Source organism: Fodinibius sp. GM21, from assembly GCF_058386955.1.
This window is the reverse complement of the sequence record NZ_JBYEIQ010000003.1, coordinates 140,150-161,071: the sequence shown is the minus strand read 5'-3', so window position 1 is coordinate 161,071 and position 20,922 is coordinate 140,150. Positions and strand designations below refer to the sequence as shown.

Here is a 20,922-nt window from a genome sequence, read left to right as displayed (position 1 = left end):
TTTAAGGTGGAAATCAATAATTATTTTGTCCTACCTTTGGCTTCACTAAATAAATGAAAACAAACGGAATGTCTCTACCAAAAGAAAAAGCCAGAAAATTAGTTGCAAGCCCCTATGCCTGGTTAGTGTTAGGATTGTTGACGCTTATCTATATTTCAAGCTTTGTAGACCGACAAATTATTGCAGTTCTGGCACCGGCTATTCAGGATGAGCTTTCGCTCAGCAATTTCCAGGTGGGCATTCTCTATGGGACTGCTTTTTCGTTTATTTATGCGTTATGTGGCATCCCGATGGGGCGGCTCGCTGATATTTATTCCCGCAAGCTGATGATTATTTCCGGCTTGGTAGTATGGAGCCTAATGACCGTTTTAAGTGGATTTGCGACTTCCCTCACCTTTTTAATCGTTGCTCGTTTTTTTGTGGGCATGAGCGAGTCGGCCTTGAGTCCGGCGGTGTATTCTTTGCTTTCGGATTATTTTAAACCTCAGCAGCGGGGGACCGTTTTTTCCATATATGCTGCCGGAATTTTTTTAGGGATTGGTGTATCATTTTTGGTGGGCGGGGGCATTGCCGAAGTCTATGATTGGCGTACCTCGTTGATAGCCGTGGGAGCTCCGGGACTATTGATTGCTGCCGTAGCGTGGGTTGTCGTAAAAGAGTTTCCTAGAGGAGTGACGCGATCCGAAGAAAATCGGCGATTTAATATCGAGCAGAGTTTTGGTGAAGTAGTACGATATATTATCCGCAAAAAAACGGTACGGTACCATTTTCTGGGTTTCTCATTCATGGCATTTACCGGTTATACCATTTTAGGTTTTATCGGGATTGTCCTTACCGATATTCACGGGGCGGGTTCGCTTGTTCCGCAGTACGGGTGGTTTATGATGGCAACGGGAATCAGCGTAATGGCCTCGGGCAAAGCCGCTGATTGGCTGGCAAAAAAGTTTGGAGCTTCGTATCGGTTTGTGCCGGGTATCGCGGCAGCTTTGGGCTGTCTGCCACTGTATTATTTTGGACTGTTTGCGGAGTCAGCAATGACAGCACTGATCTTAATTGGATTGGCGAATGTGATCTCCTCCTCCTATAACGGTATTGCTGCGGCTATTTTACAGTACCTCGTGAAGCCAAATATGCGAGCGTTGGCCAGTGGATTGTACTTGTTTGTAATTAGTGTGGTAGGTTTTGGGATAGGTCCACCGCTTACCGGCTGGCTGATGGATACGGTTTTTACCGGAGATTACGGTGCAGCTAAGGCACTAATGACAGTATTTACCTGCTGTGGAATATTGGCAACAGTTTTCTTTTGGATGGCTATGCAGTATTATGATCGGGATGCGGAAAAAGGTTAATCCGCAATTTATACGGCAAAAAGAGTTTTTGGCGGTAACAAATGTTCTTTATCGTGATCAATACATTTGTTTATAAATACAAAGCTGTTAACTTTTGAGTGCTATAAGTGAATTTCTAATCATCATTAATTCAATAAAAAAATGACTATGAAATCTTTGACCACAAAACTAGGAAGCTTCGCTTTGTTGCTGGTATTTATGGTGGCATGTGGAGGTGAGTCCACAGACACGGTGGAGAGCGGAACCTATGAAGGTACTATTCAGGAGGTTAATGCAGAAGAATCTGAAATATATGTAAACATTTCGGATGAGCAGACCTTGGAACTCTATTTCATTGATGAGACCGAGCTTGTAAAAGATACTACTGCGGTTCCGTTTGATAGCTTGGCAGTGGGACAAAAAGTGCGCGTGGAGGTTGAAAAAGTAGGGCAGCGTTTGGATCCGTTACGCGTAGAGATTCTTGAATAGGAGTTTTTGATCTGATGCAAGAACCGTTGAGCATGTGGCGGGTGGAGTTGATCCACCCGTTTGTTATTCATATTCCTATCGCCCTGCTGATAGTTGGAAGCTTATTTTGGATTGGTAGTCTTTGGCTGCACAAGCGATATGATTTTCTGCGCCCGTCAGCGCGATTGTTGCTGTTAATTGGTACAATTAGTGCCTGGATTGCGGTTTATACGGGTTCGCTTGCAGACACTGAGGTTGCACGCACATTATGTGATCCAACAATAGTAGAACAGCACGAAAACTTGGCTTATATCGTAGGATACTTGTTTTCGGCTTTTGTAATGATTGATTGGCTGGTTTTGAAAGGGTACTTAGATTTTTTCAAAAAGCGATATCTGCGTTTCGGATTGGCGGTTTTGCTTGTTGCAGGATGTGGATTTTTAGGATACGTGGGACACTTGGGCAGTACCCTTGTCTATCAGCAATCGGCTGCCGTATATCAGCCTACCGAAGGATGTGTGGAGTTTGAGTAAGACAAGATTTAGTGTTTTTCAGGAAAGTATACAGTCTGGTTTGGGGGAGTCTATTTGTCATGGATATCAGAATTCACCCTGAAGATTTGACTTTTTAGCCATCCTAAAATAAAAAGGTATGCTAAACCAGGTATGTACGGGTTGGGAATCAATCTTGCCGGGAGTGAATGTTGTTTCTTTAACGAGCCGGAGAGCTTCTTTTGATAGCATTGGATGGGGAGAATATTCAATATAATGTCCGATTCCATTTCCCTCTTTAGTAACTAACACGTTAACAACCACTTTTCCTTTTATTCCTCTATCTCTGGCTTTCCGAGGGTATTCCATTTTCGATAACAAATATTTGTAGCCGCCTACCGGTTCAGGTTTCGTATCTACTTCGGCTATAGAATAAGTTTCCAGAGAATCAACGGGAATAGTGGTATTTCGGGGAATATGGTAGTTTGAGTTACAACCTGCGAACAAAATGCTCAATGCCCATAATAGTATGAGCAAGAGGGTATTTTTGTTAGACATCATCCAACGATTTTGCCAGGGATTGCAGCGATTCCTTCGCATCTCCAAAGAACATCTGGTTGGATTCCTTGTAGAAAAGCGGATTATCAATGCCGGCAAAACCGGGGCTCAGGCTTCGTTTAAAGACAATCGTTCTTTCAGCTTCATCTACATCCATTATCGGCATGCCGTAAATGGGACTGCCGGGCTCTGTTTTGGCAACTGGGTTTACTACATCATTGGCGCCGATAATCAGCACTACATCTGTTGATTTAAATTCCGGATTAATTTGCTCCATATCATAGAGTTGATCATAAGGGACATCGGCCTCGGCCAAAAGCACGTTCATGTGTCCGGGCATTCGCCCCGCAACGGGATGGATGCCGTACTTTACTTGTACCCCTCGTTTTTCAAGTTTGTCGGCAACTTCTTTGAGTACGTGCTGGGCCTGAGCAACAGCCAGTCCGTAACCGGGCACAATCACAACACGATCAGAATAGGCACACTGCAGGGCCACATCATCAGGGGTCGTTTCGTGGACAGTTTTGTCGGTGTCTGCGGCCGGACCACTTCCCGAGCCACCATCACCGCCAAAGGCACCAAAAAGCACATTGCCGAGCGTGCGATTCATCGCCTTACACATAATATTTGTAAGAATGAGGCCTGCAGCTCCCACCAATGCACCACTGATAATGAGCAGGTTGTTGTTGATCACAAAACCAGCCATCGAAGCAGCAATTCCAGAGTAAGAGTTCAATAGCGATATGACGACCGGCATATCAGCACCGCCGATGGGAATAACTGTTAGGATTCCAAGCAGGAGTGCTATTCCAAATAAAAGCCAAAAAGTTAGTTGACTTGTGGGATCATACGTAAGCCAGCCAACAAGCCCCAGGGTACCGACCGTTAATAATCCATTAAAAATATTGTGACCGGGGAAGGTGATAGGGTTTCCGCTGATAAAACCTTTGAGTTTTCCAAACGCAATAAAACTACCGGTAAAAGTAATAGACCCAATTAGGATACTTAGTCCGATCGTTACCAAGTCCTGTGTTGCAATAGCAGCGGCTTCGAATCGGGTAAACTCGCCCCAGGCAACTACGGCTGATGCACCACCGCCAAAACCGTTAAAAATAGCAACCATCTCGGGCATAGCGGTCATTTCAACTTTTTTGGCAGCCGTAGCACCAATAGCTGCCCCAACAATAATACCTGCAATAATGTACTCGTAAGTGATAATTTGCTGATCAAATAACGTGACGACAACACCGATAAACATACCCAGCGCAGCAAGTTGATTGCCCGAACGAGCAGTTGCGGGAGAACCGAGTCGCTTAATCCCAATAATAAAAATTCCGGTAGCTACCAGGTAGATCAGCTGGATCAGATCAGGTAGAATCGATTGGATGGACGGTGGTAAAAAATCACTCATTGTCTTTGTCTTTTTTCTTAAACATTTCCAGCATGCGGTCGGTTACCATAAATCCGCCTACCACATTAATAGTTGCAAAAACGATGGCAGCAAATCCGATATATTGGGCGATTTGGTGATCGGCCTGTCCGGCAACGATGAGCGCACCCAAAATAGTGATGCCCGAAATGGCGTTGGCTCCTGACATCAGTGGAGTGTGCAGCGTGGGAGGAACTTTTGAGATGAGTTCGAAGCCTATAAATGAGGCCAGCACGAAGATAAAAAGATTAAATATTAGTCCGGACATAGTTGTGAATTTTATTAATGTCTCATGTCATCCTGAAGTTGATTCAGGATCTGTATCATTCTTTTAAATTATAAATGCTGAAAGGAATCTGGCATGACATGTTTTTCTATTCTTTTTTAAGTGTTGGGCTGATAATCTCACCCTGGTGCGTAATGGTAGTATTCAGCGTTATTTCATCCTCAAAGTCGAATGTTGGTTTGCCGTCATGAAGTAAGTGATTTAATAAGGACATCATATTCTTCGAATATAATTGGCTTGCGTGATAGGCTAGCTGACTGGCAATATTCAGTGGACCGATTATCTTTACTTCATTCATAATAGCTGTGTCTCCGGGATCGGTAAGTTCACAGTTTCCTCCCTGTTCAGCGGCCAAATCCACAATGACTGCCCCGGCGTGCATATCTTCAACCATCTCTTTGGTTACTAAAAGGGGGGCGGGTTTCCCGGGAATGAGTGCTGTGGTGATAACGATGTCTGATTTTTTCGCGTGCTCGTGAATAACTTGTCGCTGCCGTTCTTGTTCGTCTTCAGCCAGTTCTTTGGCATAGCCGCCTTCGGTTTCAGATTCTTCATCCAAGTCAGGGACCTCGACAAAGGTAGCGCCCAAACTTTCAACTTGTTCTTTGACGGCAGGACGTATGTCAAATGCTTCTACTTTTGCTCCCAGTCGTTTAGCTGTGGCAATGGCCTGAAGTCCGGCAACCCCCGCTCCAAGCACTAAAACTTTGGCCGGAGCTACGGTACCTGCTGCCGTCATCATCATCGGCATATACCGATCTAATTCGTTGGACGCGATCAGGGCAGATTTATATCCGGCGATAGAACTCATTGAAGAAAGTGCATCCATACTCTGGGCGCGTGAAATTCTCGGGATGGCATCCATCCCCAATGCCGTAATTTTATTTTCTTGCAAGTAAGAAACCGTTTCCTCGTTTTGAAGCGCCCACAGAAAGCAGATTAGTATGCTTTCAGGTTTCATTTGTGCAAGATCTTCTCTTGGCGGCGTTTGGATGCTGATAAGGATATCAGAATCAGCAAAAAGTTTGCTGCGATCGGTGATAATGTCAGCCCCCGCCGACTGATAGGCTTCATCTAAATAGCTGGAAGCCTTGCCGGCATCAGGTTCAACCCAAACCTCGTGGCCGTTTTCAACAAGCTTTGAAATTGTATCTGGGATAAGGGCCACCCGTTTTTCTCGTTCCGCCGTTTCTTTTGGAATAGCAATAATCACAATAGATACCCGAAAAGTTTAAGGTTAAAGCACAACTTATTGAAAAGTCACAGTATTGCAAATGAGATTTTTAAAAATTGAATCGTCGTAAATCTATATTTAGGACTGCATTGTGTTCGTGGAAACTTCCAGCGTAAGATTTGGGTTGGTCAAGTTATCGAAGATAACAAGAAGGATTTTAATTGATGAGCCCTATGAAGGAGATAGGAAATATCGACTCAATTCTTACTTCTTATTTTTGTACTTTTAGATGAAATTATTAAGCGAAAACAGGTAAAATTACTCATGGAAGATATTGCAGGAAAAACGTTTGATGTTGTCATCGTGGGAAGCGGTCCCGCAGGATTAACGGGTGCGCTGTATGCGGCGCGGGCCGATTTAAATCCGATAGTTTTTGAAGGGCCCGAACCCGGGGGGCAATTAATGCAGACGACTGATGTGGAAAACTACCCCGGATATCCGGAAGGTGTTATGGGACCTCAGATGATGCAGGACTTCCGCGAACAGGCACAGCGCTTTGGCGCCGATACCCGCTACGGAATGGTCACAAATATTGAGTTTGATGAGCGTCCTTACAAAATGACTATAGACGAAGAGGTGAATATAAAAGCCAAGGCTATTATTATTTCTACAGGTGCATCTGCCAAGTGGCTGGGACTTGACAGCGAGCAAAAAATGCGCGGAAAGGGAGTTTCTGCCTGCGCCACTTGCGACGGTGCGTTCTTCCGTGATCAACATGTGATTGTGGTAGGCGGTGGCGATACAGCTATGGAAGAAGCAACATTCCTGACAAAATTTGCCAGCAAAGTTACCGTACTCCATCGACGGCAGGAGCTGCGCGCTTCAAAAACCATGCAGCAGCGTGCCTTTAATGATGATAAAATTGAGTTCATGTGGGATACCGAGCTTGAAGAAGTACTGGGCGAAGATGCTGTTGAGGGCGTAAAAGTCATCAACAATGAGACCCAGGAGATTACCACGCTTGATGATGTAAAAGGAGTCTTTATTGCTATTGGACATAAGCCCAATACTGACCTTTTTAAAGGTGTATTAGAAATGGATGATGTCGGATACATCAAAACCAAAGGCCAATCAACCAAAACAGATATGCCGGGCATTTTTGCCTCCGGTGATGCCATGGATGCGGTATATCGCCAGGCCGTTACGGCAGCGGGCACCGGTTGTAAGGCTGCCCTCGATGCTGAAAGCTATCTGGCTGAAATGGAAGTATCCAAAGAAGCCATGGCCGAAGAGCACTGGAAATAATTTTTGCAACAGTGATCAGATGTCAGTTTAGCAGTACGAAATTTACTGTTAACTGGTGTTACTGGTCACTGTTATTTTTGCCGACCGTTTTATCCGTCTTTTCTTCTGATTTGGGTTCTTCTTGTTCATCAGAAGTATCGGGCTCTTCCTCATCTCGAATTTCGATAAAATCGGCTTCAACCTCATATTCATCGCCATTTTCTTTGGTTTCGTCTTCGGGATAGCGTTCGACAATAATTTTCACATCGTTCATAAACAGAGCAAACATCCCAATAGCTGAAACCACCGGGGCAATACTTGTCAAAACGGCCGCCCCGCCTACGCCAACCGTAAGTTGAGATTGAAATAAGACCTTCCCTTCGGAGTTTTTGATCATTACCCGTCGAGCGTTCCCCTCCCTGATCAATTTTTTGACTTGGCTGATAATTTCAGAAACGGTGCCCTGAATTTCTTCCGTAAAAGTTTTTCGGGAGTTTGAAGTATTCATAATGTGAGTATTCATCTTAAAATTTATGCTGATTACATTAAAAAAATAAACTCCTTTTGTAAGGAATCATTTGCTTCAAGGTCTTACTACGTTAAATAATTGTAAATGATTCATCGGGAGTTAATATGTTATCACGTGTTTATTGCGCTTCTACCATTGGAGTTGATGCCCGCCTGATAGAAGTAGAAACAAATATGTCTACCGGCGTGCCCAAGTATTTTTTAGTGGGATTACCGGATCGTGCCGTAAGCGAATCAAGTGATCGGATTGAGGCAGCCTTAAAAAATTCGAATGCGGAATTCCCACGGGGACGTATTACGGTTAACCTGGCACCGGCCGATCTGCCCAAAGAAGGCAGTGCTTTTGATCTGCCTATTGCAGTAACGCTGTTAAATGTATCGGGACAGATTAAAACGGATAAACTGGAGGAAACATTAATCTTGGGAGAATTGGCGCTGGATGGTAAGCTGCGCTCCGTAAAAGGAGTGTTGCCAATGGCCGTTCAGGCTCGTGATAAGGGGTTAGTAAATATGGTGGTTCCGGCAGCAAATGGGCCCGAAGCAGCTGTGGTTGATGGAATTGATGTGTATGCGTTTGAACATTTAACAGAGGTTATGGAATGGTTGCATGATATGGATTCTTATCAGCCATTGAATGTAGATGTGAAAAAGATGTTCAGACAAAATGGGGAGGCCGAGATACTTGACTTTAGTGATGTGCGTGGGCAGGAAAACGTTAAACGTGCGTTGGAAGTTGCCGCGGCCGGCGGACATAATGTTATTATGGTCGGTCCACCTGGATCGGGAAAAACTATGATGGCGCGACGGTTACCTGCCGTATTACCTCCATTAACCCTTGATGAAGCATTGGAAACTACAAAAATTCATTCCGTAGCGGGATTGTTGCCCACGGGTGAAGCGTTGGTAACAAAGCGTCCGTTTCGATCTCCTCATCACACCGTTTCTGATGTTGCTCTTGTCGGAGGAGGAAGTATTCCTATGCCGGGCGAAATTTCCATGGCACACAACGGGGTGTTATTTTTAGATGAGTTACCCGAATTTAAACGTAGTGCTCTCGAAGTGATGAGGCAACCGCTCGAAGACGGGTCTGTTAGTATATCGCGTGCGCGCATGAGTGTTAGCTATCCCAGTAGGATAATGTTGGTTGCTTCCATGAATCCCTCACCCACGGGAGATTGGTATGATCCTGCAGATCCAGGTGGTGCTTCTCCGTCACAAATGCAGCGCTATTTGAGTAAGATAAGTGGTCCCATGCTTGATCGAATCGATCTACATATTGAAGTGGAAAAAGTCAGTTATGATGAATTGTCAAGCAAATCAAAGGGAGAGCCATCTCATGAAATAAGAAAAAGAGTCATTAGGGCTCGAGAAATACAAACCCAACGCTTTATGGGTATAGCGGATGTCTATTGTAATGCGCAGATGAATACCAAAATGTCGCGTAAAATATGTTCACTTGATGATGCCGGCAAGCAGATGCTCAAAAAGGCCATTACCTCATTGGGATTATCGGCACGCGCTTATGATCGCATTCTCAAAGTATCCAGAACCATTGCGGATCTTGAAAGGTCGAAAAATATTCGATCGAACCATATTGCGGAAGCCATTCAATATAGAAGTTTGGATCGGGAAGGATGGTTGGGATAATTAAATAGAGCAAAGAAATATCCTAATCTAAGTTATTAAAGCTCCTTGGGAGAATGACCAATAAATGTGATGAGCCGTCTTTACTTGTTGATAATAAGTTTGTACCATTTTTGGTGAATAAACTTAAAAACAAAGGAATATTGTTATGGAAATGGTAAACAAAGGAATAAAATTGCTTGTTGTTGCATTACTATTAGTTATGACTGGATGTGCCACCAGTAGCACAAGCCAAAAAAGTACGGCTGGGACTGAAGGAACAGAAAACATGACCTTAGAAGATCATCTTCGTCGGATTAATGGTGTGCAAATAACAGGGAGTGGTGATTATGCCAAGGTTGTATTACGACCCAGGGGATTTTCGGGCGTTAGTAGAGGGGCAACTAGTGACAGAAAAGGAGAATATGCTCTTGGAGATAGCGATCAACGGCAGCCGTTATTCGTTGTTGATGGTCAAAAAGTAGGACGTAATTTTCCGAATGTAGCTCAGATGTTTTCTCCGGGAGAGATAAGGTCCGTGCGATTACTGCCCGAATCTGAAGCTTCACAATATGGTAGTGAAGGGGGGAGTGGGGTCATTGAAATTGTTACTAAAGCTGCAAGTAACGATAACTAGTCAGTAAAATTGACAGTTTTAAGCACCGGACTATACAAGCTTCGGTGCTTTTTCATTGTGTAGGTGTTTCCCTCAAAAATATGTAGGGATATCAGCAAATTTCCATCTTGAAATGAATTAATTGAACTATTCTTATTTTTAAATTGCGTGTCATGCTGAATTATTGGGATCAATCGGCTTTAATAAGCTATAAGCCTTGAAAATATCCTCTCTACAGTTTATTTATATGAACACTTTAACGACCATTTCCTAGAACGAAATATTGATTATTAAATAAGTTGTGAATCACGGTAACGAATAAAGAGTGGTTTAATTTATTGCCTTGCAAAAAGATATAGCTACATATTTGGCCTATATTACACTAAGGATGGGCACAACGAGCCTTCGATATGAAATATTTTCTTCTTTGCACAATTTTACATATATAAGAGGGTGGCTTAAAAGCCGTTCAAGAGAGTGTTAAGGTTATTTTCTTAACACTCTTTTGGATTTATTCTAATCATAACTAAAACAAATCAGGGCTATGGTAAAAAAACTACTATCTCTATTCACGTTATGCCTGATATTTTCCGCTACTGCTTTCGCGCAGTCCGGGACAATAACAGGTACAGTAACCGACGAAAGTTCGGGTGAAACATTGCCTAGTGTAAACGTCTACATTGTGGAGTTGCAGCGGGGTGCCGCTACCAATGCACAAGGTGAGTTTACTATCGAAGGGGTTGAGTACGGTACATATACCGTGCGGGCCAGCTTCGTAGGCTATAACACCTTCGAACAAGAGGTTACGGTTGACCAATCAACGGTTACGCTTGATATTCCACTTTCATCATCAATGCAACAGCTTGATGATGTTGTAGTAACAGCGTATGGCGTTGAACAAAGTATGAACGATCTTCCCTATTCTGCTCAAAAGGTAGACGGTGAGATTGTCGCTGAAAATAGAAGCGATAATTTTGCTGCATCTTTGAGCGGTCGTGTGGCGGGTCTAAAAATTAGCCAGTCTAATGGAATGGGCGGGTCCACGAACATTGTAATGCGTGGATACAAGTCTATTTCCGGAAATAACCAGGTACTATTCGTTGTTGATGGTGTGCCTTATGCAAACCAGGAATTCAACAGTTCAAATGTCGAAGCTGGTTTTGCCGGTTATGACTATGGTAACACCGGAATTGATGTTAATCCGGATAACATTGCATCTGTTAACGTATTGAAGGGGCCTGCAGCGGCAGCGCTTTATGGTTCTCGTGCATCGAACGGTGCTATTGTTATTGAAACCAAGGGTGGAAACAAAGGAAACCGACCGGTTGAGGTAACGTTTAACTCCAGTGCTACAATCCAGAAGATCAATAAGAATACATTTGTCGATCACCAGATGCAGTACGGTGGTGGATATGTGCCTTCTTTTGGAGAAATAGATATCGATGGAGATGGTACCGACGAAACCATTGGTAATCCCTGGGATGATGGATCTTTTGGTCCTAAATTCGAAGGGCAGCCAGTGTATCAATGGGATGCCTTTGTTGAAGGAGGGCCGAACTTTATGACGCCTACTCCTTGGGAAGCTCCCGAAAACACACCTATGGATTTCTTTGATACGGGTACAGACTTTACCAATAGTATCCAGATTGATGGTGGTTTTGACGGCGGATACTATAATATGGGCTACAACCAAACGAATACTACCGGTATTGTTCCAAATGCAAAGCTTGATAAGAACAAGTTGAACTTTGCTGCTGGATATGACGTGAGCGACAAGCTTTCCGTTTCCGGTAAGATTCAATATTCTCAAACTTCAGGTTATGCCCGACCTTCTCGTGGTTATAGTACCATGATGAGTGAGTTTCGCCAGTGGTGGAACACGTCCGTTGATATTGAAGATCAAAAACGTGCTTATTTCCGCAATCGTACCAACGCAACTTGGAACTGGGCACAAGGTGGATTGGGCGAGCGTCCCATTTACTGGAACAACCCATATTGGGATCGCTACGAAAACTACTCCACTGATGAACGTGATCGCTACTTCGGTAATGTTGAGGCAAACTATGAAGTGCTTGATTGGTTAAGCCTCACCGGTCGAATCAGCATTGATAGTTATAATCAGCTTATTGAAGAGCGTAATAACGTTGGTAGTATCGGCCATGGTACTGACTATGCCGGATACTATCGAATGACAGAGAACTTTACGGAGTTTAACTACGACGTTCTTGCCAATTACCAAAAGCAGCTGAACGAAGATGTTCGTGTTAGCGGTGTGGTTGGTATGAACTTGCGTCGTAATCATAGAGAGTCTATTTCTGCTCAAACAAATGGCGGACTTGTAGTTCCCCGTTTGTATTCTTTGAGTAACTCTGTTAATTCAATCCAATATCCGGATGAAACAGACCAGAAACTGGGTGTAAATGGTTATTTTGCCAGCTTGAACGTGAACTATGGTGGATTCTTTAACTTGGAGGCTACCGGCCGACGAGATAAGTCTTCCAGTTTGCCTGATGGCGAAAACGTGTATTACTACCCATCGGTTTCTGCCGGATTTACGTTCAGTGAGTTTGTTGACGCAGACTGGTTGTCATTCGGTAAGATACGCGGTAGCTGGGCTGAGGTTGGTAATACTGCACCTCCGCACAGTATACGTGATACCTACTCGCGTCCATCTAACTTTGGATCTGCAGGTCTCTATACACTGCCATCCACGAAGAACAATCCTGACTTGAAACCAGAGCGTACCAAGAGTTGGGAAGTTGGAGTTCAGTTGGGCGTATTTAACGACCGTGCTACGTTAGACGTGAATTACTACGACCAGAACACCACTGATCAGATTCTTGCTACTGAGGTTTCTCGATCTACCGGTTATTCAACCAAGTTTGTAAACGCTGGTAGCGTTGTAAACCGAGGTTGGGAAGTTTCTGCAACAGTACGTCCGGTTACAAGCCGCGACTTTACGTGGACTATGAATGTAAACTGGAGCAAAAACATCAACGAAGTTAAAGAATTGGCTCCGGGAATTACCAATTATCAGCTTGCCTCTCCACAGGGTGCTGTTACCATTAGTGCGGCAGAAGGTGAAGCCTACGGTGCAATCCGTGGTACTGACTTCGTCAATCTTGATGGTGAAGCCTGGAGTGAAAATGGCGGCAAAAAGCTGGTAGAAGGTGGTTATTATGCAGTCACTTCATCGTCCAATAATATTATCGGGAATATGAATCCTGATTGGACAGGTGGTATTTCAAACCGTTTAAATTACCAGAACTTCTCGCTCAACTTCTTGGTTGACGTGCGGTGGGGAGGAGATATCTTCTCACTTGACCAATATTACGGTCAGGGAACGGGACAGTATCCAATTACTGCCGGAACCAATGAGTTAGGCAATCTTAAACGTGATCCTGTTGCTAATGGTGGAGGAGTTATCCTCGACGGTTACAAAGCTGACGGAAGTAAAAACGATGTACGTGCGCGTGCTGATGTTTACTACGGAGCTTACGGTTGGGTAACCAATCCTGCTGCCCAGTACTTGTACGACGGCAGTTATGTGAAGCTTCGAGAAGTAGGATTAACCTATAACTTGCCACAGAACCTGCTTGACAAGGTAGGACCGATCAAAGGTGCTTCTGTTTCTGCTATTGGGCGTAACTTGTGGATTATCCACAAAAACATACCTCATGCAGATCCTGAGCAGGGAATTGTTGCAGGTAACGTGCAGGGTTATCAAGGTGGTGCTTATCCAGCTACACGCAACTTCACGTTTAACTTGAAACTTGAATTTTAGGATTGAATACCATGAGAAAACTATTATTACCTTTATTAGTATTTGCACTGGTACTCAGTTCGTGCGAGGATGATTTAACCAGCTTGAATGACGATCCTAAAGGCGCAACTGATGTACCGGCTGATCCCTTGTTTTCCAACGCTCTCGTTAGTCTGGGAACGTTGAATACAAGTGTGAATTACAACACGAACATGTTTATGTTCATGTCTCAGTACTGGGCAGCGACCACATATGCTGATGAATCCCAGTATAACTTAACCGGTCGTGCTATTCCTTCTAGTTATTGGAGCGAAATTTATCGCGATGTTCTCAATGATTTGAAGGAGTCCTCGAACCTAGTTGCTGAAGATGAGCTTATTTCAGAGTCGCAGAAAACGGTTATGCAGGCTCAAATCGAGGTTATGCAGGTGATGGCATACCATCAGCTTGTTTCTGTATTTGGTGATATTCCTTATACAGAAGCTTTGGATGCTGAAAACCCAGCACCGGCTTACGACGATGATGCAACCATTTACTCAGATCTGATGAGTCGTTTAAATACGGCTATCAGCGATCTGAATTCTGGGAGCTCGGGCTTCTCTGCTACCGCAGACCTTTACTACGGTGGCAATGTTGATGCATGGGTAAAATTTGCCAACTCGCTTAAAATGCGCATGGCAATTCAATTGTCCGATGTAGATCCGGGTGCAGCACAGACTGCAATTGAAGCCGCATCGCCCAATGCTTTTCAGTCAAAAGCTGAGCAGTTGGCAATACAATTTCAATCTGCACAGCCTCATACCAACCCGGTTTGGGAAGATGTAATCAGCACAGGTCGTAACGACTTTGTTGCTGCAAACACCCTTATCGAAATGATGAATAGCCTGGATGACCCGCGTCGACCAATACAGTTCACCCAGGTTGATGGGAACTATGTTGGTGGGATCTATGGTGAATCCAACGATTACGTTGATTACTCCCATGTTCAAGGTCCGTTAATCCAACCGTCCTTTGAAGGAGTCCTCTTAGGTTATGAGGAGGTTGAATTCATCCGTGCAGAAGCAAATGCTCGAGGTTGGTTAACCGGTACTGCGGCCCAAGCAGCTACACACTACAACAATGCTATCGAAGCCGATATGCAATATTGGAGTGAAGCGGCACAAGCCGGTGGTATTTGGGAGCAAGAACCGTCTGCCTCGGAGAAGGAGATAGATTCAGGTGAAATCACTGATTATCTAACGCAACCTGAAGTTGCTTATCCTGTTGGACAAGGTGAAGCTGAACAACTAAAGGCTATCGCCGAACAGAAATGGTTAGGTCAGTACATGAATGATAATCTGCAAGCATGGACTGATTGGCGACGATTGGATCATCCGACATGGTTTGTTGCCGATGATAATCCGAACGCTGATGTCGAGGATGATATTCCCGTTCGCTTTATCTATCCAGTAGACGAGCAGAACCTGAACCAGTCTAACTATGAAGCTGCTGCTTCTGCTATAGGAGGAGATGAAACAAGTACGCTTCTCTTCTGGGATACAGGGTATGCGAGTTCTGTAAACTAGCAGTCAGAAAAACTTAGCTTATCGTTCTACGGTAAGTATCAAATTAAAAGGGCTCCGAGCAATCGGAGCCCTTTTTTATTTGCATTATCTATTGATTCAGAGCCATAGAATGAATATGCTTTGCAGCAGTTTCAACTCAAAGTAGGTTTGGTAAATTCAACGCGTCATCCTGAGATCTCAAATAAATGGAGATGCCAAGTTCAGTATCATATGGATAGCTATAGAAAAGTCTTTTAAAAATTAATTACGGTCATTCGGTTTGTCTTCATACGCAGATATCGTTTTTCCCACCGCTGTTCGTCGGCAGTTTACCTACAGCTTGCCGGAGGAATATCAGAAGAATGCTGAAATTGGTAAACGTGTATGGGTCCCCCTTCAAAAGCATAAAAAAATTGGGATCGTAGTTAATATCCATAAGCAGGAACCTGAGTTTAATACTCGTCCGGTACAGCAGGTGCTTGATGACAAGCCGATTATTTCTGATGAACTATTAAAGCTTACCGAATGGATACATCGTTTTTATTTCTGTGGTTGGGGCGAAGTTATTCAAGCAGCATTGCCGGTTGGATTAAATTTTTATGCGCAAAAACATCTAAAAGCAAAAGAGGGCGACCTTCCCGAATTTCTTAATGGCGAGGAAGCTGAAATTGCTAATGAAATCAAGCAGAATGAGTCGTATTTGTTAGTTGAAGCCCAAAAGAGGTGGGGCGAAAAAATTATTGATAAACTGGTAGGACAGAAGGTCTTTGAAGTTTGGGAACAGCCTGCCATGAAGATGGATCCAAGTACGGATAAATTGTGGCAATGGAATGAAGAAAAAGGTAGAATAGAAGCGAAGAGAATTATCGAAGAGCATGAAAAAGCTGGGAAAAATTATAAATGGGTTCAGGCATTACAATTATTGACCGACTTAGGTCTACCAGAGTTTCAAAAGGAGCTCACGGACTTTGAGCTGTTGGAACACTATACGCTTAACAGAATTGCCGAAGAAGGGGTAATTACATTTGATGAGGTTGAGACCACGAATCTTAGTATGAAGCTGAAATATGACCCGGCACAGCTAAAAACATTGAATGATGAGCAGCAGGCAGCTTTCGATGAGATTAAGGAATCAATATATAGCGATCGGTTTGGCAGTTATTTGCTGTATGGTATAACCGGAAGCGGTAAAACAGAAGTCTATATTCATGCCTTAAAGAAAGTGTTGGAACAGGGGAAGGGTGGATTGGTGTTAGTTCCCGAGATTGGGCTTACTCCGCAGATTGTAAAACGCTTTCATCTGATATTCGGGGACGACATCGCAGTACTGCACAGCAGGCTGACCGACCGTGAGCGGTATGATGCCTGGCGTGCGTTGCAGAAGGGAGAAAAACGAATTGCTATAGGGGCACGATCAGCGGTATTTGCCCCCGTACAGAATTTGGGTCTCATTGTGGTGGATGAGGAGCACGATATGTCGTATAAGCAGGAAGATCCGGCCCCACGTTATAATGGACGAGATGTGGCAATCATGCGCGCTCATATCAACGATATCCCGGTAGTTTTGGGGTCGGCGACCCCAAGCATGGTTTCTCTATACGGGACGAAGAAGGGCAAAAGCGAATACCTTGAGCTTAGCGAGCGTCCCTTCGATGCAAAACTTCCTGAAGTAAAATTGCTTGACCTTAAACAATATCGGTCCGCGATGAAAGGACCGATAGCCATTCCTCTTTTTGAAGCAATTAATGCGGCCATTGACAAAAATGAACAAGCAATTCTGTTATATAATAGAAGGGGTTTTGCATCGTATCTGCAGTGTGCTACATGCGGAGAAATTCCCGAATGCCCGAACTGTTCCGTGAGTTTAACTTTTCATAAATCCAAAAAACAGCTGCGCTGCCATTATTGTGGTTATTCCGAACGTCAGCCCAGACGATGCAAAGAATGCGGAAATGATTCGGTGGAAGCCAGGGGAAGTGGGACGCAGCAGCTGGAAGAGCAGATTGCTGAGTTGTTTCCAAATGCAGAAACGTTGCGCATGGACTTTGATACGACGTCTGGAAAAGATGCCCATTCAAAAATTTTAAAATCTTTTGGACGAAAAGAAGCAGATATATTAGTCGGTACTCAAATTGTGGGGAAGGGATTAGATTTTCCTGATGTGACAGTAGTGGGAGTGATTGATGCCGATACCGAGCTGGCTTTCCCTTCGTTCCGTTCCGGAGAGCGGATGTACCAGCTGTTGAGTCAGGTTGCGGGGCGTTCGGGGCGCGCTGACAAGGAAGGAAAGGTATTTTTTCAGACCTGGCAGCCCGATCATCCGGCTATACAAAAGGCGAAGGATCATGATTACAAATCATTTGCTCGGCAGGAGCTGGCTTATCGCAAAATGCTGCAGTATCCTCCATATTCGCGCATTATCAGGTTTGTATTTAAGGGAAAGCAAGAGGGGCGCGTTCGGAGCGTGTCTGAAACTTATACCGAATGCCTGACCGAGGTATTAGGCAGTTTTGAATCAGTATTGGGCCCATCACCGGCAGCAATTTCCAAAATGCAGAATTTCTATCGATGGGAGAGTTTTATCAAAATAAATCCTACTAATGGAGCTTCGGCTATTGAGCAAATGCTTAATAGAACGTTTGATCTTTTTGATGACCGAAAACCAAAAGGAGCCAGCTCTGTCCGTATTAATGTAAATGTGGACGCGCTGGAGTAATCGCGATTCCAAAAGGTTATTAAATGATTAGCAATGAACATTTGTTAGGCAATACGAATTATAAATTGCAACGTCGACCGCTTGCATTCTGTTGAATAAATTCGATTATTACAGCGGTAAGATACCGTTATAATTAATAATGAGGTGCCTATGGGCGAATCGCGGGTAAAATTAGCCGACAGTCAGGAAGAAGTGCAGCGCTTTATGAAGTATGTGCTGAAGGATCTTCGAGCGCTGGACCGTATGCTAAACGAAGGGGGTTGGTTTGAAACTGATCCCATACGCATCGGAGCTGAGCAGGAGCTATGTCTGGTTGACCAACAGGCTAAGGCCTGGCCTCATAATATGGAAGTGCTTGAAAAGTTGCAGGAAGTTGAAAATGGCAACTTTACTACGGAATATGCAAAGTTCAATCTCGAAATAAATATGGAGCCCCTTGAATTTAAGGGGGATTGCCTTTCGAGAATGGAGAAGAACCTGCAGCAGCAGGTTGATAAGGTACGAACCGCGACGGAAGAGCTCGGTGGTGAGATCGTATTAACGGGTATTTTGCCCACCATTCGCAAGGTTGACATCGACCTGAAAAACCAGACTCCTTTGCAGCGGTACCGGGCCCTTACCCAAGCCATCAATAAGCTGCGCGGCGGTGATTATGATCTGCGTATTCAGGGCATGGATGAGCTGCTCATGAAATTTGATTCTCCGCTGCTCGAAGCATGTAATACCGGTTTCCAGGTGCACCTGCAGGTAGGGCCCGACGAATTTGTTCCCAAATACAATATCGCTCAGCTGGTTACAGCGCCTGTGCTGGCCTCAACGGTTGGGTCTCCCATCCTGTTTGGTAAGCGGCTTTGGAATGAGACTCGCATTGCACTTTTCCAGCAATCAGTAGATACGCGAACGGTGGGAGATCACCTTCGCGAAAGTAGCCCGCGCGTAACGTTTGGAAATCAATGGGTGGACGAGAGTATTCTTGAGATCTTCCAGGAAGATACTGCCCGCTATCGTGTTATGCTAAGTTCCGAAGTTACTGAGGATGTTGAAAAGTTATTGGATGAAGGTACGCCTCCGGCATTGCGGGCTTTGCAGGTGCATAATGGAACGGTATACCGCTGGAATCGCCCCTGTTACGGCGTTACTGATGGCAGGGCCCATCTTCGTATTGAGAATAGGGTTTGCCCCTCTGGTCCGACAGTTACGGACGAAGTGGCCAATTCTGCTTTTTGGCTGGGACTGATGAACAAAATGGGAGATTATTATCCCGATGTTTCTGAGAAGATGGATTTTGATGATGCCCGGATGAATTTTGTAGCGGCCTCCAAAATGGGACTCGATACGAAGTTTCGATGGTTCGATGATCAACGTATTAATGCGGTGGATTTGATAACAGAAGAGCTACTGCCCATCGCCAGAGAAGGATTGGAGGAAGTCGACATTAATAGCAGCGATATTACAGAATATCTGGATATTATCGAGCAGCGAGTAACTTCGGGGCAAACGCCATCGCACTGGATGCTGAATAATTATGCTTCGCTGATGAAGGAGCATGGATCTAAAGAGCAGACTCTGGCGGCCATAACTACGGCGATGATCAAAAATCAGAAAAAAGGTGAGCCGGTACACAAATGGGGACGTGCCCGCATGGAGGATCTGGAGCACTGGAAACCGTCTAGCCTGATTGTCGAAGAATTTATGACTACCGACTTGTTTACGGTACAAAAAGACGACCTGCTGGAGTTTACAGCAAACTTGATAGATTGGAGGCGTATCCGGTATGTTCCGGTAGAGGACGACAAAAAACATCTTGTCGGTTTGGTGACCATGCGAATGGTTTTCAATGCCTACTCAAAGGCCGTCAATCATGATGAAAATGTTGTAGAGTCGGTTGAAGATATCATGATTGAGAACCCCATTACTATTCATCCGGAGGCTTCGATTATGGAAGCAATGGAGATTATGGACAGCCAACAGATAGGGTGTCTTCCCGTCGTAAAGAATAACAGGCTTGTTGGAATTATTACCGAACAAAATTATATGAGAATAGCACGCAGATTGTTGAAAGTATTGCATTTGAATAACGAGGAGAATGAGGAATCCGACGAAAAGTAACATCGCACCAAAAACAGAAGACGATCGGATTTTAGGAGTCATTGAAGGAGATCCCGGTGGACCTACTGTAGTGGTGATAACCGGGATGCATGGCAATGAGTCTGCGGGCGTTGATTCGGCCAAGAATTTATTTGATATGCTCGACGGTATTCGCCCACGCATTTTCGGACGAGTGGTTCTGCTTCGTGCTAACTTGCCGGCGCTTGAAAATAATGTCCGTTATCTCGACGAGGACATGAATCGACTGTGGTTCCCCTCGATAATAGAAAAAGTACGTGATACCCCGGAAGCGCAGATTAAGTCGAATGAGCGCAGGCAGATGAAGCGGCTGCTTCCTATTCTTGATGATATTGAAGAGCGTAGTGATGCTCCGGTTGTATTAGCGGATGTTCATACGTTTTCTGCTGAAGGAAGTATGTTCAGCATTACCAGTTCTGATCCCCGTCAACGCGAACTGTTGTCCAACTTATATGTGCCTATGGTTTTTGGGATCGAGCAATCCCTCCGCGGTACTGCACTGGGATATTATCAAAATCGGGGATTTATATCATTTGGGCTGGAGGGTGGCCAGCATCAAAATGAGCTGACAGAGTATAACATAACGGCTTCTCTATTGCTTTTGCTGCATGCTGTGGGTTCCATTAAAAAACAATATGTAGAAAAAATTAAAGAGTTTGAAAGACACCTGAAGGATCATACAAAAAACCTACCTGTAGAAACCGAATTGGTGTATCAGCATATCATTGAGCCCGGTGATGGATTTGCTATGCGACCGGGTTATACAAACTTTCAGCCTATCAAAAAAGGAGAGTGGCTGGCTAATGACAATGAGGGAAAAATTATCGCACAAACAGACGGCTATATTTTGATGCCCCTGTATCAGAAACAGGGTAACGACGGCTTTTTTATCATTAAAGAGAATGAAGGGTAAAAATTTTATTATTTTATGGCCCTTGTAAATTTAGCCGTAATCTAAAGAAGAGTTTTTCCTACAGCGGGAACAGT

Annotated in this window: 16 protein-coding genes; 11 read left to right on the top strand and 5 right to left on the bottom strand. The window is 44.3% G+C overall.

Annotated elements, in window-relative coordinates:
* The first annotated feature begins 68 nt into the window (after positions 1–68).
* The 3 genes from ACT3IB_RS07855 (at position 69) to ACT3IB_RS07845 (ending at position 2,329) form a co-directional block, all read left to right on the top strand.
* Entirely contained in the window at positions 69–1,349 is a 1,281-nt protein-coding gene (locus ACT3IB_RS07855; protein ID WP_491538454.1) for a spinster family MFS transporter, read from the top strand.
* Between the two features lie 147 nt (positions 1,350–1,496).
* A complete protein-coding gene (locus ACT3IB_RS07850) occupies positions 1,497–1,817 on the top strand; it encodes a hypothetical protein (protein WP_491538453.1) in 321 nt (106 codons plus the stop codon).
* A gap of 14 nt (positions 1,818–1,831) precedes the next feature.
* Positions 1,832–2,329, top strand: coding sequence for a DUF2231 domain-containing protein (locus tag ACT3IB_RS07845; RefSeq protein WP_491538452.1), 498 nt, complete (start codon positions 1,832–1,834; stop codon positions 2,327–2,329).
* Positions 2,330–2,395: 66 nt separating this feature from the next.
* Here ACT3IB_RS07845 and ACT3IB_RS07840 read toward each other — a convergent pair whose 3' ends face one another.
* From ACT3IB_RS07840 to ACT3IB_RS07825, 4 genes are all read right to left on the bottom strand, one after another.
* Positions 2,396–2,824 (bottom strand): energy transducer TonB, encoded by a 429-nt coding sequence (locus tag ACT3IB_RS07840; protein WP_491538451.1) that lies wholly within the window; start codon positions 2,822–2,824, stop codon positions 2,396–2,398.
* 13 nt (positions 2,825–2,837) lie between these two features.
* Positions 2,838–4,256, bottom strand: coding sequence for an NAD(P)(+) transhydrogenase (Re/Si-specific) subunit beta (locus tag ACT3IB_RS07835; RefSeq protein WP_491538450.1), 1,419 nt, complete (start codon positions 4,254–4,256; stop codon positions 2,838–2,840).
* Positions 4,249–4,542, bottom strand: a complete 294-nt coding sequence (locus tag ACT3IB_RS07830; RefSeq protein ID WP_491538449.1) for an NAD(P) transhydrogenase subunit alpha part 2 — start codon at positions 4,540–4,542, stop codon at positions 4,249–4,251. The genes ACT3IB_RS07835 and ACT3IB_RS07830 overlap by 8 nt, the downstream gene beginning before the upstream one ends.
* Positions 4,543–4,648: 106 nt before the next feature.
* On the bottom strand, positions 4,649–5,773 hold the full coding sequence (locus ACT3IB_RS07825) for a Re/Si-specific NAD(P)(+) transhydrogenase subunit alpha (RefSeq protein WP_491538448.1): 1,125 nt from the start codon (positions 5,771–5,773) through the stop codon (positions 4,649–4,651).
* Between the two features lie 285 nt (positions 5,774–6,058).
* On the opposite strand from ACT3IB_RS07825, the gene trxB reads away from it, so the two are divergent.
* Entirely contained in the window at positions 6,059–7,039 is a 981-nt protein-coding gene (trxB, locus tag ACT3IB_RS07820; RefSeq protein WP_491538447.1) for a thioredoxin-disulfide reductase, read from the top strand.
* A gap of 58 nt (positions 7,040–7,097) precedes the next feature.
* Here the strand turns inward: trxB and ACT3IB_RS07815 are convergent, their stop codons facing one another.
* Positions 7,098–7,526, bottom strand: a complete 429-nt coding sequence (locus ACT3IB_RS07815) for a DUF4342 domain-containing protein (protein ID WP_491538446.1) — start codon at positions 7,524–7,526, stop codon at positions 7,098–7,100.
* Positions 7,527–7,651: 125 nt separating this feature from the next.
* Between ACT3IB_RS07815 and ACT3IB_RS07810 the strand changes: the two genes are divergently transcribed.
* The 7 genes from ACT3IB_RS07810 to ACT3IB_RS07780 all read left to right on the top strand — a co-directional run bounded on the left by ACT3IB_RS07810 (position 7,652) and on the right by ACT3IB_RS07780 (position 20,848).
* Positions 7,652–9,193, top strand: coding sequence for a YifB family Mg chelatase-like AAA ATPase (locus tag ACT3IB_RS07810; protein WP_491538445.1), 1,542 nt, complete (start codon positions 7,652–7,654; stop codon positions 9,191–9,193).
* 145 nt (positions 9,194–9,338) lie between these two features.
* Positions 9,339–9,806, top strand: a complete 468-nt coding sequence (locus tag ACT3IB_RS07805) for a TonB-dependent receptor (protein ID WP_491538444.1) — start codon at positions 9,339–9,341, stop codon at positions 9,804–9,806.
* 523 nt (positions 9,807–10,329) lie between these two features.
* Positions 10,330–13,569, top strand: a complete 3,240-nt coding sequence (locus ACT3IB_RS07800) for a SusC/RagA family TonB-linked outer membrane protein (RefSeq protein ID WP_491538443.1) — start codon at positions 10,330–10,332, stop codon at positions 13,567–13,569.
* An 11-nt stretch (positions 13,570–13,580) separates the two neighbouring features.
* Positions 13,581–15,113 carry a SusD/RagB family nutrient-binding outer membrane lipoprotein gene (locus ACT3IB_RS07795; protein WP_491538442.1) on the top strand — a complete coding sequence of 511 codons (1,533 nt, stop codon included), beginning with the start codon at positions 13,581–13,583 and terminating at the stop codon, positions 15,111–15,113.
* 259 nt (positions 15,114–15,372) lie between these two features.
* On the top strand, positions 15,373–17,808 hold the full coding sequence (gene priA, locus ACT3IB_RS07790; protein WP_491538441.1) for a replication restart helicase PriA: 2,436 nt from the start codon (positions 15,373–15,375) through the stop codon (positions 17,806–17,808).
* Positions 17,809–17,958: 150 nt separating this feature from the next.
* Positions 17,959–19,917, top strand: a complete 1,959-nt coding sequence (locus ACT3IB_RS07785) for a CBS domain-containing protein (RefSeq protein ID WP_491538440.1) — start codon at positions 17,959–17,961, stop codon at positions 19,915–19,917.
* Positions 19,895–20,848 (top strand): hypothetical protein, encoded by a 954-nt coding sequence (locus tag ACT3IB_RS07780; RefSeq protein WP_491538439.1) that lies wholly within the window; start codon positions 19,895–19,897, stop codon positions 20,846–20,848. Before ACT3IB_RS07785 ends, ACT3IB_RS07780 begins: the two co-directional genes overlap by 23 nt.
* The last annotated feature ends 74 nt before the right edge of the window (positions 20,849–20,922 follow it).

Excerpts from the sequence above, each read along its gene's own strand:
- ACT3IB_RS07855 (WP_491538454.1), top strand. The coding sequence starts at position 69 with ATGTCTCTACCAAAAGAAAAAGCCAGAAAATTAGTTGCAAGCCCCTAT.
- ACT3IB_RS07850 (WP_491538453.1), top strand. The coding sequence starts at position 1,497 with ATGAAATCTTTGACCACAAAACTAGGAAGCTTCGCTTTGTTGCTGGTA.
- ACT3IB_RS07845 (WP_491538452.1), top strand. The coding sequence starts at position 1,832 with ATGCAAGAACCGTTGAGCATGTGGCGGGTGGAGTTGATCCACCCGTTT.
- ACT3IB_RS07835 (WP_491538450.1), bottom strand. The coding sequence starts at position 4,256 with ATGAGTGATTTTTTACCACCGTCCATCCAATCGATTCTACCTGATCTG.
- ACT3IB_RS07830 (WP_491538449.1), bottom strand. The coding sequence starts at position 4,542 with ATGTCCGGACTAATATTTAATCTTTTTATCTTCGTGCTGGCCTCATTT.
- trxB (WP_491538447.1), top strand. The coding sequence starts at position 6,059 with ATGGAAGATATTGCAGGAAAAACGTTTGATGTTGTCATCGTGGGAAGC.
- ACT3IB_RS07815 (WP_491538446.1), bottom strand. The coding sequence starts at position 7,526 with ATGAATACTTCAAACTCCCGAAAAACTTTTACGGAAGAAATTCAGGGC.
- ACT3IB_RS07810 (WP_491538445.1), top strand. The coding sequence starts at position 7,652 with ATGTTATCACGTGTTTATTGCGCTTCTACCATTGGAGTTGATGCCCGC.
- ACT3IB_RS07805 (WP_491538444.1), top strand. The coding sequence starts at position 9,339 with ATGGAAATGGTAAACAAAGGAATAAAATTGCTTGTTGTTGCATTACTA.
- ACT3IB_RS07800 (WP_491538443.1), top strand. The coding sequence starts at position 10,330 with ATGGTAAAAAAACTACTATCTCTATTCACGTTATGCCTGATATTTTCC.
- ACT3IB_RS07795 (WP_491538442.1), top strand. The coding sequence starts at position 13,581 with ATGAGAAAACTATTATTACCTTTATTAGTATTTGCACTGGTACTCAGT.
- ACT3IB_RS07785 (WP_491538440.1), top strand. The coding sequence starts at position 17,959 with ATGGGCGAATCGCGGGTAAAATTAGCCGACAGTCAGGAAGAAGTGCAG.
- ACT3IB_RS07780 (WP_491538439.1), top strand. The coding sequence starts at position 19,895 with ATGAGGAATCCGACGAAAAGTAACATCGCACCAAAAACAGAAGACGAT.